Raw genomic sequence first — 14,160 nt, forward strand, 5'->3', positions numbered from 1 at the left:
GATTCGAGGTTGGACGGGGGATAGTTTCTGTGAACGATGCACATTCCTGCAGAAATGCAGGTTCTTCCCCCGTTCCCGCCTGATGAAGACAGAATGCCTGCCAAAGTGCAGGCATTCTGTCTTATTTCCCTTCAATCGGCCAATTCCGCTTCATATTCATGCATTATCGCAGGCATTTTACCATCTACGGTTTTTTTTACCGGAATTCCTGCGCTTTTGCAGGCTTCTTTCTCCACCTGCCGAGAAAAGTAACCCTCGCCGTCATCCTTCTCTACCTACTGAGATGAAGCCGTCGCGGGCTTACCATTAGACAGGCGAGGCCGTTATACTTCGTGCGCCTCTACCTTAGGCTTGCCCCTTAGGCCTGCCCAGAACTTGAAGCCGCTCCATCCGCTGGATTCAAGGTTCTTTCTTCAACCCGAGCTTCTCGGCTAATACGTAACTAATGTTCCGCTTGGGCCGCCAGGCGGCAAGGTTGCAAGCCGGAGCAGGTCGGGCGTGACAACTTCGGGCTCTTTGCCTGTGGCATGCATTTCGGTCTTGAGCGTGCCGGGGTTGAACAGATTGACAAGAATACCATGCTCATTCTCCTCGTCTGCTACTGTTCGGGTCAACGATTCCAATCCTGCCTTGGCAGCGCTGTATGCTGCGTAGCCTCCGGCGCCGTTGGGCGCAAGTCCTGAAGTGATATTGATGATTCTGCCAAAATGCGCTTTGCGCATGGACGGAAGCGCAGCTTTGGTCAGCAGGAAAGGCCCTGTCAGATTGACGGCTATTTGCCGTTCCCATTCTGAGCGGGTCAGCTCGATCACTTCTCCGGGCTCGAATACGGCCGCATTGTTAATGACGATATCCAGACGGCCAAATTCGTGCAAAGCCGCTTCAACCGCATGGATGACCTGCTCCTCATCGGAAACATCGGTAGGCACAACAAGCGTTCTCGCTGTACCCGGGCCAGCTTGGCTTATTAATGAAGCTGTTTCATCGAGCTTATGCTGGCGTCTTCCCAGCAGCACGACATTCGCGCCTTCCTGTGCAAAAGCGATTGCCGCCGCTCTTCCCAATCCCGTTCCCGCGCCGCTAATGACAGCGACCTGTCCCTTCAAAATCCCCATTGTACCAGCCTCCATCCGATTCAAGTTAAGTTTCATTCATCTTAGCAAGAAGGCCAGCGAGCGGGAAGGGGCAGAGCTATAAGTCTTTTTTATGCTATTCATAAGTGTGGGGGAAAAAGGGCAGATAAGACGGCAAATTCACGCCTTCATCACAGGGAATGATAGGATCCATTAATTATTGTAATGAATCGAATGAGAAAAAACCGCTTCTGATATCTCTGGCGAGACGTCTGAAGCGGTCTTTGGCAGGTTGGTTGAACGCCAATCCGTTATTCAACGATAATCTTGGCGATCATTTGGGAATGGCCTGTACCACATAATACATTGCAGTGAATTTCAAACTCGCCGGCGTTGTTAAAGGTCAATACTTTGGAATCATTGCCGGAAATTTTGAAATCGATATCCGAGCTGGCGATACCATGGGAGCCTTCTTCGGATTGCAGTGTAATTTTGGTAGGCTCGCCTTTCTTGACTCTATACTCCGGCTGGTCGAATTTCCAATTGGAAGCTTTAATGACGACCTCCGAAGTAGCAGCAGCACCGGTTTCTTCAACGCCGCCATTAGCCGCGCTATCGCTATTGGAGCCGCAAGCCGCCATAATGATCATGAAAGCAGCGATTACTGACAGTAATAACATTTTTTTCAACATGCAGAACCCTCCACTGAGTTGTTATTTAAATTCGCATTGGTATTATTATAGCGCTTATTCAATTCAATTACAGTGTCGATCTAATGAATAGCAGATGAACATTCCATGAACAATTGACAACTTTCACCTCTTATGTAGAATGAGGAAAACCGGGTCAGCAGGATGTTATGCCCCGCACAACCCGGTCTCTGTTGAAGCAACTTAATTAATGATCGCGCTGGCTTCGTCCGGCCTCATACGGTGTGCTGACTGGGATGAACAGGTCGATGATACCGATGACCAGCGCGGCCAGGATAGCGCCAAGCACTGTAACCGATACGCCGCCGACAATAAATTGAGCGATCCAGATGACAGCTGCGCTCGCCAGGAAGCCGACAATACCCCGGCCGAAAGGCGAAACATGCTTGCCGAAGATCCCTTCAATAATCCACCCTAATGCGGCGATAACAAGCGCAAGGAACAATGCGCTCCAGAATCCGCCAACACTGAATTGGGGAACGATAAAACCGACAATCATGAGCACAATCGCTGACACGACAAATCGAACGACGTGGCCTAGAAAGTTCATGTTGCAGCCTCCTTATTGTGTGGAAATTTTCTGCGGACATCACCCGGCAGCGGCTGTGTGTGCTCAAAGCCAAGCTTCAACGGGAGCATCCGCAAATGCGGCAAAATATTGTTCGGATGCAACACTTATTGTTACCTTGCAGCGAAGAGTCATGCATGGTAGCTTACGTCATGGCATACACTGTCAGCTTCGGATATAATAAGGAACGAGAGGGGTTGTACTTGGTTTGGACGATAAGATACTACATACACTTGAATATTCCAAAATTGTATATAAATTGACTCAGCATGCAGCAACATCACTTGGCAAAGCAGTTGCAGAAGCCCTGCGTCCAGTCCCGGATCTGGACATCGTCAAGCAATCGCTTCAAGCGACAGACGAAGCTTTCAAGGCGGAACGACTGAAGGGGCATGCGCCGTTCGGCGGAATCGTCGATATACGCGCCTCATTGCTGCGCTCTCGTATCGGCGGCACGCTCAATCCTTCCGAGCTGCTCGAAATCGCGGAGACCGTGAGAGGATCGCGGCGTGTGAAGCGCCATATTATCCAGCTGCATGGGGATGATGCCATTCCGCTGCTGGCTGCGCTTGCAGAGCAGCTTACCGAGCATAAGCCGCTTGAAGACGCTATCCTTGCCTGTATCGACGATCAAAGCGAGGTAATGGACAGCGCAAGTGCCGAGCTGGCAACCATCCGGCGCGAGATCCGGGGTGGCGAGTCGCGTATCCGCGAGAAGCTGGAGGGGATGATCCGCTCGTCCTCTGTGCAGAAAATGCTGCAGGATGCGATTGTTACTATACGCAATGATCGTTATGTTATTCCGGTCAAGCAGGAATACCGCTCGCATTTTGGAGGAATCGTACACGATCAATCGGGATCTGGCGCGACGTTATTCATCGAGCCGGAAGCCATCGTTACTTTGAACAATAAGCTGCGTGAATCAAGGCTGTCCGAGACGCGCGAGATTGAGAAAATATTGCAGAAGCTGACTGCAGAGACAGCCCAATATGTGGATGATCTTCTGCTGGATCTGGATCTGCTGGGCAAGCTGGATTTTGCCTTCGCCAAGGCGCGGCTCGCGCATGCAATGCATGCTGCAATGCCGAGAATGAATGACCGTGGTTACTTGAAGCTGCGCAAGGGCCGCCACCCGCTTCTGGCCCAGGAGAAGGTCGTGCCGATAGATGTAGAGCTGGGCAATGATTATACGGCCATTATTGTGACGGGGCCCAATACGGGCGGCAAGACGGTTTCGTTGAAAACAATCGGCCTGCTGAGCCTGATGGCCATGTCAGGAATGTTCGTTCCGGCGGAGGATGGCAGCCAGCTGTGCGTATTTGATGCGATCTATGCAGATATTGGCGATGAGCAGAGCATTGAACAGAATTTAAGTACCTTCTCCAGCCATCTGACCAATATTATTCGCATTCTGAAGACGATGTCGCCCAAAAGTCTCGTTCTGCTTGATGAGCTTGGCGCTGGAACTGATCCGGCTGAGGGCTCGGCACTGGCGATTGCCATCCTTGAGCATATGCACAAAATGGGCTGCCGGATCATCGCGACGACTCATTACAGCGAATTGAAAGCATATGCTTATAACCGTAAAGGCGTTATCAACGCCAGCATGGAGTTTGATGTGGCTACACTTAGCCCGACATATCGCCTGCTTGTCGGCGTCCCGGGGCGCAGCAATGCGTTCGCGATCGCCGAGCGGCTTGGGCTGCAGCGTGCCATTATTGACCATGCGCGTGGCGAAGTAAGCGAGGAGGACATGCGCGTTGAGACGATGATCGCCTCTCTGGAGGAGGATCGGCTCGGTGCAGAAGCTGAACGCCATACTGCCGCAGCGCTTCGCAAGGAAATGGAAGAGCAGCGCGCGCAGCATGAGCGTGAGCGAACGCGCTTCGAAGAGCAGCGCGACAAGCTGCTTGCCAAGGCGCAGGAGGAGGCCAGAGAAGCGGTTGCAAAGGCCAAGCGCGAAGCGGAGCAAATTATTGCGGATTTGCGCAAGCTGGCATTGGAGGAAGGCGCATCCGTCAAGGAGCATAAGCTCATTGAAGCACGCCGCAAGCTCGACGAGGCTGCTCCCGAGCTGCATAAGCCGGCGAAATCCGGCAAGGCGAAGAGTGCCAAGCCGCAGCGGATTGAGCCGGGAGATGAAGTGATGGTCTACAGTTTGAATCAACGCGGCCATGTTGTGGAGCGAAGCGGCAATGATGCGCTTGTGCAGCTGGGCATTCTGAAGATGAAGGTGGCAATCAGCGATCTGGAGCTGATCAAGGGCGCTGAGGCTGTTAAGTCACAGCAGCAGCCCAAGCAAGCAGCCAGCCTTAAACGGACCAGAGACGAGAATGTCAAGATGGAGCTGGACCTGCGCGGAGCCAATCTCGAAGAGGCGTTCCTGGAGGTCGATCGTTTTCTTGATGAATCGTTCCTTGCAGGCTTAGGCCAGGTTTATATTATTCATGGCAAAGGAACGGGCGTACTAAGAACAGGCATCAGTGAGTTTCTTCGTCGGCATAAGCATGTGAAAAGCTACAGAATCGGCAATTATGGCGAAGGCGGTACAGGAGTAACCGTTGCCGAGCTGAAGTGACCATCATGGTGGAGGAGAGTGCGGAATGGAGACCGAAGTCGATAAGCTGCTGAGCAATCCTTATGCGGCCTCACTCGCTTTTGTATCTGTAACGGTGCTGGCGCTCATAGTGTTTCTGTATTTCTTCGAGTTTGTTACCCGCTACAAATGCTGGGCAGAGATTAAGAAGGGCAATCTTGCTGTTGCTATGGCGACCGGAGGCAAAATATTCGGGATCTGCAACCTTTTCCGCTTCTCGATTGAGGCTACGGACTCCGTTTACCAAAGTATGATTTGGGCGACGTTCGGTTTTTTGATTCTTATTTGCGCCTATTTTCTGTTCGAATTTCTTACGCCGGTATTTCGGATCGATGAAGAGATCGAGAAGGATAATCGCGCAGTTGGCTTCATTGCGATGATTATCTCCGTGTCCTTGTCCTATGTAATCGGTGCGACGATTGTTGCATAATTCATCCTGTCTGAAGAGGGAAAGGGTTAACTGACATGAAGTATTTGTGGGGAATTTTATTCGCGCTTGCCGCATTGTTTGTTGTACTCGGAGTCATTTATTTAATTATTATGTAGAGGATAAAGGAGGGGATACCGATGGAAGAGCATGCCATATGTCCTTGGTGTCAGACTGAAATTGTATGGGATGAGGAGATCGGTCCCGAGCGGCATTGCCCGCACTGCGAGAATGAGTTATCCGGCTACCGGACGCTTCAGCTTGGACTGGAGGATGAAGAGGAGCTGGGTGAGCCTGCCGGCCATAATCAGGAACAGGAGGACTGGCGGGGAGGATCCTTGGACGGTCTTAATCCGGAAGAGGATGATCTCTCCGAGTTCATTCAATATTCACGCGAGCATCTGGCATTCGAGGAGACCGTTGAGCAAATTATTGACGAGCAGGTGGAAGCGCCTGAATGTCCTTCCTGCCGGGAGTATATGCTGGAAGCCGGCAAGCAGACGGTGACTTCCTCCAGCTTCGAGCCTGTAGTACCCGCTGCATTGTCTGCTCCAATACTTCCCGCGCCTTTCCAGGTGGTCTGGTATGTGTGTCCTTCCTGTTTCCGCACAGAGAACAAGCTGGCTACACCGGATCAGGAGCGTCTTGTCCAGCTGTTGACGGAAGCGGCTGATGGGAAGGGCAATGATTGATGCTGCCGCATCTCATCCGCTAGCGGATAAAGGAAATAACGGATGACAAGCATGCCGCTGCCGCTTTGGGGGAACCTTACCACGAGGGTTCTACCAAAGAATACGGGCAGGAGGGATTGGCTTGGGGCAAGGCAAGCAGGGTGTGCGGCCGCGTTGGCATGCTTCGATCAAGGGGACGGCGCTTCGGACAGAGTCGTTCGGAGCCTCCGGGCGCAAAGGGGACAAAGGCAGGCTTGACAGCCAGTCGATCCTGCTGCTGGCAGTTCAGGGACTGTTCGGTATCGCTAATGCGCTGTCCGGCACCTTCATCGGAGTTTACTTATGGAAGGCCAGCAGGTCCTTAGCTTTGATCGGTTGGTTTAACTTCACTCAATATGCTGTCAGCGGCCTGATTTTCTGGATTGCGGGAAAATGGGTAAAGGAGCATAATGGTATGAACAGCCTCCGGCTCGGCGTTGCGCTGTCGGGGGTTTTTTATTGTACCGTGCTGCTGCTTGGCAGCTCTGCGATCTCCTACGCAATCGCCATAGCCGTGCTTAACGGCATTGCGCTGGGACTGTTCTGGCTTTCCTTCAATGTCGTCTACTTCGAAATCACGGAGCCGGACAACCGGGATCGATTCAACGGCTGGGCAGGTTTGCTGGGATCAGGTGCGGGCATATTTGCGCCATGGATATCAGGGATGCTCATTGCGCGCAATGAAGGAGAGCGCGGCTATGCGATTATTTTTACCGTATCGGCTGTTATCTTTGTTATCGCCGTTATTCTGAGCTTCTGGCTCAAGAAACGACAGACAGGCGGCGACTACGACTGGTTTCACGGCTTTCGCCAGCTTCGCAAGGCGGGCAGTCCGTGGCGCCGCGTCGTTCCGGGAATTGCCGCTCAGGGCGTGCGTGAGGGCGTGTTTATGTTTTTTATCGGCCTGCTGATCTATATGGCGACTGGCAACGAGCAGAAGATCGGGAATTTCTCACTTGTCACCTCGCTGGTCGCACTCGTCAGCTTCTGGCTCATAGGCAAATATTTGACACCGGGTAGACGGAGAATCGCTATGCTGGCTGGCTCCCTTGCTCTTGCGGCCGTTATTATTCCATTGTTCTGGCCGCTGCGCTTTATGACGCTGCTGCTCTTTGGCATTGGGACATCGCTATTCATACCGCTATATATTATACCGATGACATCAGCGGTGTTTGACCTTATTGGCCATGATAAAGAGAGCGCGGAGCGGCGGGAAGAGTTTATCGTACTTAGGGAAATAGCGCTTACTGGCGGACGAATTATCGGCATATCTGCTTATTTGCTCGTACTGCCATTCGTGACAACCTATCCACAGACTGTGCCGTGGCTTATGCTGGCGGTCGGCTCGTCCCCAATTATCGGCTGGCTGTTCATGAGGCATTATGTAAGTGAGGGCAATCCATCCAGATAGCTAATCAAGCGCGATATTTATAGAATAGAAATTTTATAGCGAGGAGTGCGGTCGATGGGGAAAGTTGTTCATAGCATCACGGATCTGATCGGTCATACACCTGTTGTTGCTTTGCGGCGGCTCGTTCAGCCCGGCTCTGCGGAGGTGCTCGTTAAGCTGGAGCGATTCAATCCGAGCGGAAGTGTGAAGGACCGCGCCGCTTCTGCGCTTATAGCGGATGGTGAGCGGCGCGGGCTTATACGCAAGGGCGGGACAATCATTGAACCGACGAGCGGCAATACAGGCATAGGCCTTGCAATGAACGCTGCTGCCAAAGGATACAAACTAATTCTTGTTATGCCGGACAACATGACCAAGGAACGGATCGGCCTGCTCAAGGCGTACGGCGCTGAAGTCGTGCTGACTCCAGCCAGGGAGCGGATGTCGGGTGCTCTTCGCAAGGCGCTGGAGCTGCAAAGTGAAAGGGAAGGCAGCTATATCCCCAATCAGTTCGAGAATAACGCCAATCCCGATGCTCATCGCGGCACGACAGCGCGTGAAATTCTGGAGCAGACAGAGGGCAGGCTTGATGCCTTTGTAGCAACAGCGGGAACAGGAGGCACCATCACCGGAACGGGGGAGACCTTGAAGGCGGCGCTGCCTCATCTGCATATTGCTGTGGTGGAACCGCTTGGATCACCGGTACTATCCGGCGGCCAGCCGGGGCCGCATAAGCTTGTCGGTACGAGTCCGGGTTTCGTGCCCGCTATTCTGAACACGGCGATCTATGACCAAATCGTTAAGGTAGCTGACGATGATGCGCTTGAGACGATGCGCAGGCTGGCCAGGCAGGAAGGGCTTCTGCTCGGTCCATCTTCGGGTGCAGCGGTATGGGCTGCCCTGAATATCGCACAAGGCCTGGGCGAAGGACGCCGGGTTCTGTGCATTGCGCCGGACAGTGGAGAACGATATTTAAGTATGGATATTTTTTAGTTTCTCCATTGCCGCAGTTCTTCTCTAATGATCGCCCGCCGTTCTTTAATATAATTCCGAATTATTTCCGGCTCCTGCTGGAACACTTCGAACGGCCATTTCCTCGTAAAATCATCCTGAATCGCAGGCGTAAGCTTCGCATACATCGCATTGACAGCCGGTTCAATGGCCTCCCATGTAAATTTGCGGGCAAGCAGCCTGCGAAGCAAATTGCGGTACATAATACGGCAGACTCTGAACGCAAGCACTTTGCTTGTCAGCGTGTTGTAGCCTTTAATGTCAACAAGACCACTGCTGCACAATCTGCCGTAGCAGTTCCTTCCCCAAGTACCTTCATAATCCCATGGAATAATACGATATTTTCGGGTGGCTTTATGTTCATACAGCGCATAATTTTGTTCAAACCCGTCATAATTCCCCGTCAGCACAGCCCCCGCAAGCCACTTCAGGTACTGTCTTACATCCAGCCTTCTTGCCAGATAGACCCGCAGCGGCCAACCGGCAGGCCGGTTAATTCCTCGAATGAAACGGACCAGCTTCAGCCTGGAATAATTCGTGCCGCACATTAATCGATAGCCGGAGAATAAATTGGTCTTTGTCTGCTCGGTGTCACAATCGATCATGCTGAAGTTGGCGTTGTCGTTTACCGCATACGTAAGGGAACGAGCGCCAATTTTTCTTCGTGCGAAAAAGTTAAGGTCTACAGACTCTATCTCCAGATAAACTCCGTGAGGCTGGCCATTCCATTCAAGCCATATATGACGGGTTCTCGGCGACGGTACATTGATCGTATTGAAGAAATAAAATGAAAGTGCGTTACGGATCATGGAAGGGTCGTCGAATTCTGCATTCCAGTGGAGAATTTGACCATTGCCATACCGTATTTCATAGGATTTCTTCTGGTAATTGCGTGTATGCCCGCCTCTGATCCGCAGCTTGGCATCATATGTCTTGCCACCCAGCTCAAGCTTCACTGGCGCGAATTCATTGCTCCACACATTATCAAGCAACTGCTGCATATCAGCGTCATTAATCGTAATTTTATGAGTCGGCAGTCCCTCTTCAGACATAAGATCATCTCCTTACTCCAAACCAGCCAATTCTGGGCATAGGCTCTTGCTTATGTACACTATGCGCCGGCAGTTCCAACGGTCACTGCCCGAAAATGGGACTTATTAGAATGAGGTGCAAGCTGTTCGGTGAATCTAGCAATGATGCTGGGTCGGCGCGTATTCTCATAGAAAATAGATGCTAAACTAGTACCGCTTGGCTACGGGATACATATAGATATATTACAAATCAACTCCCATGATAGATTTCACCGGGGCAAGTAATGGAGGGATGAATGTCGAAGGTAGAATGATGAACCGTATTCGTGGTAGTCGCAATCGGATGGTAAACGGTCGTCCTGTTGCCGGTATGTTTACTATTATTTTACGGAGGGATTTTGTATGAATAATTGCCACAGAAGCAACAAATCTTGGAGCAGGTACGGTACTGGCTACAGACCGTATAACTATATGGGCGGTGAGAACAAACACGACCATAAACCTTGGGGCCCAGCAGAAACAGCTCCTACTAGAGGAGATAGAAGTGACAAGCACGACAAGCATGACAAGCATGACAAGCACAAGAAGGGAAGCTATCTGAAAAGTCTTATCGGCAAATATGTCAAGATCAACCGTGGCGGCCCGGAATCGCTGGAAGGCAAATTAATAGCAGTGCAGCACGACTATGTTGTCCTGCAGACCAAAGAAGGCGTCGTTTATATTAACGGAAGCCATGTGAAGAGCATTACTGAGCTTCCTAGCCATAAAACGAAAGGATGGACGCCAAAATATATCGTTGCAGACAGCTTCGTCGGTGTGCTTCGCAAGTTGACGAAGAAATTCGTACAAATCAACTGGGGCGGACCAGAGAAAGTAGAAGGCTTTATCGCAGAGGTTGGCGGGGAATCCTTGCTGCTGGTAGATGGTCAAGACTTGCTGCAAATTCCGATCTACCATATCAAGACAGTGAAGCAAACTGGCAAATATGCAAGTCATGGCGGCCGTACGCAAGGCGATTGCACCAAGGGTGACCGTACTAAAGGTGACCGCACGCATGGTCATAAAACACATGGCCATAAAACGAAGGGCCACAAGAGCTGCAGATCAGGCAAAGCGCATTTCGAAACTTCCGAAAAGACGCATGCAGGAACGAAACGGATCGTCAAACGGTTCTCCCGCAAAGCAGGGAATAAAGGCTGATCGCTGCCGGGGCAGACAGGGTATGAGAGCATTTCCTAAAGCCCCGGCGGAGCTGCCGAATCTGCTCTGATAAGGGGGGAGATCGATGATAATCACCTTGGTTATTCTGCTATCCAGCATACTACTATACCTTCTCCTTGCTCCTGTGTCTTCGACAAAGCAACTGCATCAACATGCCCGTGTCCATGACAGCGCAGTGGCGGGCCAGCTTGAGCCTGCACAGGCTGCGCCGGCACAATCAGCCGCAGCGGATGCTTACGCTTTCGAGCTTCAGCTCCGAGGCGAGGCGCATCACCATGGCTGAAGCTGCCGAACCACTGCTGGTCATTCTCGTATTCCTGCTTACAATAGCCAGCATCATATGGCGCCCCAAAGGAATTAACGAAGCTGTCCCTGCTGCAATAGGTGCTGCTGTATTACTGCTCGCAGGCATTGTGCCGCTCTCTGAACTTGGTTCTATTGTGAATAGGGTTAGCGGATCTGCCGTTACTGTACTGTGTACCTTAATCATGGCTATGATATTGGACAATATCGGCTTTTTCCGTTGGGCGTCAATTAATGTCATTACGTATGCCCGGGGCTCCGGAGTTCGATTGTTCGTAGGCGTCATCTGCCTCTGCTTCCTAATGACTCTATTCTTTAATGATTATGCCAGCATTCTTATTACGACGCCGATTATACTCCAAATCGTCAGCATGCTGCGGCTTCGAATCTACCAACAGCTTCCCTACCTTATAAGCGGGGCGTTAATTGCAATAGCGGCAAGCGCCCCTATCGGTGCCAGTCATCTGTCTACACTTCTGACGCTGCGAATCGCCGGAATGAATCTCAATGCTTATGCTGAACTGCTGTTTATTCCCGCCATGGTCGGAATCGTCTCTATTGCTTTCATGCTCTATGTCTTCTATCATAAACAACTGCCCTCGCATATATCCACTTCCGATGGGATGTCCCCCGCTTCTTATCATATTCCGGTCGATTGGTCGCTGTTTCGGATTTGCATGATCATTGTCGTTGCCACACGGGCTGGGTTCTTTATTGGATCCAGCTTTGGGGTGGCGATGGAATGGATTGCAATAGTCGGCGTTCTGCTCATGCTTCTGGTTCGATGGTGGAAGACTGGCCGCGGACCTAAGGATTTAGTATTCCTGGCCCCTTGGTCCATTCTCTTGTTTGCGTTCAGTATTTATGTGATTGTAGACGGCTTGCAGGGGATCGGAATAACCCGTTATATCGCTCTGGGGCTCTCGGCGATGATGTCCTCCAACGATCTGTCCGCAGTAGTCGTGTCGGGTGGGCTGCTGACAATCTTGTCTAATTTCCTGAACAATCTTCCTGCAGCATTGATCGGTACGTTATCGCTGACGCAAATGAATCTTGAACCGCAAACATTGCAGCTCGCTTACTTAGCCAACATATTGGGAAGCGATGTAGGTGCGCTTATTACGCCTATAGGGACATTGGCATCGCTGATCTGGTTGTTCATATTGCGGCAGCATGACGTTCAGCTTTCATGGAAGGATTACATGAAAGTGACAGTAGTCATTATTCCGGCAGGACTGCTCATTAGCCTTCTTAGTCTTTATGCATGGACGCGAATAATTGGATGAAAGGAGGGGCGATCGTATGAAAAATAATCATCCTTTGCTGAATCAGTATATTGAAATCGAGATTTCAGGAAAAGCAGCACTAATTCGCGGCAAGCTTATTGACTGGGGACAGGATATTCTAGTCCTTCATAATGGGTTGCAATTTCTGTACGTGCCTTTGATTCATCTGCAGCAGATGCGGCTTGCAACACAAGATTTCCAGGAAATCAACGTGCCTGAATTGCCATTCGAGCATCAGAATGAACCCATTTCGTACCGAAAGATGCTGATGAATGCCAAGGGAATGTTCTCCGAACTGTATATTACGGGCAATCAATCGATCCATGGCTATTTGACCAGTGTAATGAATGATTTCTTTGTCTTCTACTCGCCTGTTTATCACACCGTTGTCGTCTCGCTGCATCATCTCAAATATTTGATCCCATACAGCCCCAATGTTACACCGTACACCCTCACACCGGAACAATTCCCATTAAAGCCGTCTCCCATGACATTGGCACGAACGTTTGACCAACAGCTGCGCAAGCTGACCGGAGAATTCGTTATTCTTGATCTGGGCGAGAATCCGAACAAAATCGGGGTGCTCAAAAGCATCGATCAGAATATGGTCGAGCTGTCCACAGCAGGCGGCAATCCGGTATTTCTCCATTTTGATCATGTGAAGACGGTACATCTGCCATGATTCACGCCTCTCCGAGATCTTCCCTCACAAGGAAGCATCTCGAATACATAGGAACAGAACCCGAAGGACATACTACGGAAGGTTACTTAGATTGGAAAAAAGGAGGGATTTCCCCGAATGATGCAGCCAATTACCGCCAAAGAATTGGAATATGTCGTTGATTCTATTTCCAATGAGGATTTGCTGATGAAGCAGTGCGCTGTTGTCGTAGCAGCAGGCAGCAGCCCGGCATTGAAACAAGTATGCGGACAAATGATCAGCATGCATGAGCAGCATATGCACACCCTGTTGAACTCACTTCAACAGCATCAGCAGCTTGCTCCGACACAGCCGCAGAACTAAACTACAGGCGTATGCTTACGCGGCAGTTTTCTGCTTGCGCAGAAGCTGATTCATGAAGCAACGCAGAAAACAAAGCGTATGCTTACGAGGCAGTTTTCTGCACGCATAGAAGCTGCTCAGGAAGTAACGCAGAAAACTTTTAGGAGGTCATGAACGTGCATCAACAACAGCAACAGCATATGCAAGCCATTTCAATGCAGACGCTAATGCCGGAGAAGGATATGGCGTACACTGTTCTAGCAGATTTGAAACGGGTCGTGCGTGAATACGCTACTGCAGCTACGGAATCCAGCTGTCCTCAAACCCGCCAGATGTTCACCAATTTAATGAATAATACTTTGCGTATGCAGGGGAATTTGTTCAACGCGATGCAGCAGCAGAATATGTATAGTGTGGCATCCCCGGCGCTGCGACAGGAAGTGGACAAGCAGATCAAGGAGCACCAGCAGGTGGTCCAACAAGCGGAGCAGCATTTGCAGCAGCTCGGTTTGAGGCAGCAAGCTTCATTCGGCGCACAGTACAACCAGCAGCAACAGCAGCCATCACAAGGGCAGTACATACAGCCCCAAGTCCCGACTCATCAGCAAAACCAGAACCAATTTTATATGTAGTGCCATAGAAGCGGCAAGGAACTACTCTTTCCTTGCTTCTCAGACTGTCGAGAAAGTCTCGACAGTCTTTTTTAAGCTGAAGGCCAACTTGAACGCGAAGTCTACCCAATCTGGCGAGCAGCTTTACAATTTTTTCTTCTACTATTTGAATGCCTGCCAAAGTGCAGGCATTTTCGAGTTCTGGTCTACTGAACACCGA

Annotated in this window: 15 protein-coding genes; 11 read left to right on the forward strand and 4 right to left on the reverse strand. The window is 50.8% G+C overall.

What is annotated here, in order from left to right; genetic code table 11:
* Positions 1 to 431 precede the first annotated feature (431 nt).
* The 3 genes from K0T92_RS06820 to K0T92_RS06830 form a co-directional block, all read right to left on the reverse strand.
* Positions 432 to 1,115 carry an SDR family NAD(P)-dependent oxidoreductase gene (locus K0T92_RS06820; protein ID WP_219871694.1) on the reverse strand — a complete coding sequence of 228 codons (684 nt, stop codon included), beginning with the start codon at positions 1,113 to 1,115 and terminating at the stop codon, positions 432 to 434.
* Positions 1,116 to 1,384: 269 nt separating this feature from the next.
* Positions 1,385 to 1,765 (reverse strand): cupredoxin domain-containing protein, encoded by a 381-nt coding sequence (locus tag K0T92_RS06825; protein WP_246627941.1) that lies wholly within the window; start codon positions 1,763 to 1,765, stop codon positions 1,385 to 1,387.
* 205 nt (positions 1,766 to 1,970) lie between these two features.
* Positions 1,971 to 2,333, reverse strand: coding sequence for a phage holin family protein (locus K0T92_RS06830; RefSeq protein WP_219871695.1), 363 nt, complete (start codon positions 2,331 to 2,333; stop codon positions 1,971 to 1,973).
* A 226-nt stretch (positions 2,334 to 2,559) separates the two neighbouring features.
* Here K0T92_RS06830 and K0T92_RS06835 point away from each other — a divergent pair, with 226 nt between their 5' ends.
* From K0T92_RS06835 to cysK, 5 genes are all read left to right on the forward strand, one after another.
* Complete coding sequence (locus K0T92_RS06835; RefSeq protein ID WP_219871696.1) at positions 2,560 to 4,929, forward strand: endonuclease MutS2; 2,370 nt, start codon at positions 2,560 to 2,562, stop codon at positions 4,927 to 4,929.
* Between the two features lie 25 nt (positions 4,930 to 4,954).
* Positions 4,955 to 5,377: a DUF350 domain-containing protein gene (locus K0T92_RS06840; protein WP_219871697.1), complete on the forward strand. Its 423-nt coding sequence runs from the start codon at positions 4,955 to 4,957 to the stop codon at positions 5,375 to 5,377.
* Between the two features lie 137 nt (positions 5,378 to 5,514).
* Complete coding sequence (locus K0T92_RS06845) at positions 5,515 to 6,066, forward strand: hypothetical protein (RefSeq protein WP_219871698.1); 552 nt, start codon at positions 5,515 to 5,517, stop codon at positions 6,064 to 6,066.
* Positions 6,067 to 6,187: 121 nt separating this feature from the next.
* A complete protein-coding gene (locus K0T92_RS06850) occupies positions 6,188 to 7,495 on the forward strand; it encodes an MFS transporter (protein WP_246627942.1) in 1,308 nt (435 codons plus the stop codon).
* 54 nt (positions 7,496 to 7,549) lie between these two features.
* The gene (cysK, locus tag K0T92_RS06855; protein ID WP_219871699.1) at positions 7,550 to 8,467 is read left to right on the forward strand and encodes a cysteine synthase A; all 918 of its coding nucleotides are present in this window, start codon (positions 7,550 to 7,552) and stop codon (positions 8,465 to 8,467) included.
* Here the strand turns inward: cysK and K0T92_RS06860 are convergent.
* Complete coding sequence (locus K0T92_RS06860) at positions 8,464 to 9,537, reverse strand: CotH kinase family protein (RefSeq protein ID WP_219871700.1); 1,074 nt, start codon at positions 9,535 to 9,537, stop codon at positions 8,464 to 8,466. The two genes, cysK and K0T92_RS06860, sit on opposite strands and share 4 nt — an antisense overlap.
* Before the next feature lie 381 nt (positions 9,538 to 9,918).
* On the opposite strand from K0T92_RS06860, the gene K0T92_RS06865 reads away from it, so the two are divergent.
* The 6 genes from K0T92_RS06865 to K0T92_RS06890 all read left to right on the forward strand — a co-directional run bounded on the left by K0T92_RS06865 (position 9,919) and on the right by K0T92_RS06890 (position 13,961).
* Positions 9,919 to 10,716 (forward strand): YuzF family protein, encoded by a 798-nt coding sequence (locus tag K0T92_RS06865; protein ID WP_219871701.1) that lies wholly within the window; start codon positions 9,919 to 9,921, stop codon positions 10,714 to 10,716.
* Positions 10,717 to 10,801: 85 nt separating this feature from the next.
* Positions 10,802 to 11,020 (forward strand): hypothetical protein, encoded by a 219-nt coding sequence (locus K0T92_RS06870; protein ID WP_219871702.1) that lies wholly within the window; start codon positions 10,802 to 10,804, stop codon positions 11,018 to 11,020.
* Positions 11,013 to 12,326: an ArsB/NhaD family transporter gene (locus tag K0T92_RS06875; protein WP_219871703.1), complete on the forward strand. Its 1,314-nt coding sequence runs from the start codon at positions 11,013 to 11,015 to the stop codon at positions 12,324 to 12,326. The genes K0T92_RS06870 and K0T92_RS06875 overlap by 8 nt, the downstream gene beginning before the upstream one ends.
* A 16-nt stretch (positions 12,327 to 12,342) precedes the next feature.
* On the forward strand, positions 12,343 to 13,008 hold the full coding sequence (locus K0T92_RS06880; protein ID WP_219871704.1) for a DUF2642 domain-containing protein: 666 nt from the start codon (positions 12,343 to 12,345) through the stop codon (positions 13,006 to 13,008).
* A gap of 117 nt (positions 13,009 to 13,125) precedes the next feature.
* Positions 13,126 to 13,350, forward strand: a complete 225-nt coding sequence (locus tag K0T92_RS06885; RefSeq protein WP_219871705.1) for a hypothetical protein — start codon at positions 13,126 to 13,128, stop codon at positions 13,348 to 13,350.
* A 179-nt stretch (positions 13,351 to 13,529) separates the two neighbouring features.
* Positions 13,530 to 13,961, forward strand: coding sequence for a spore coat protein (locus tag K0T92_RS06890; protein WP_219871896.1), 432 nt, complete (start codon positions 13,530 to 13,532; stop codon positions 13,959 to 13,961).
* The last annotated feature ends 199 nt before the right edge of the window (positions 13,962 to 14,160 follow it).

The organism is Paenibacillus oenotherae (genome assembly GCF_019443105.1).
Classification (GTDB): Bacteria; Bacillota; Bacilli; order Paenibacillales; family Paenibacillaceae; genus Paenibacillus_Z; species Paenibacillus_Z oenotherae.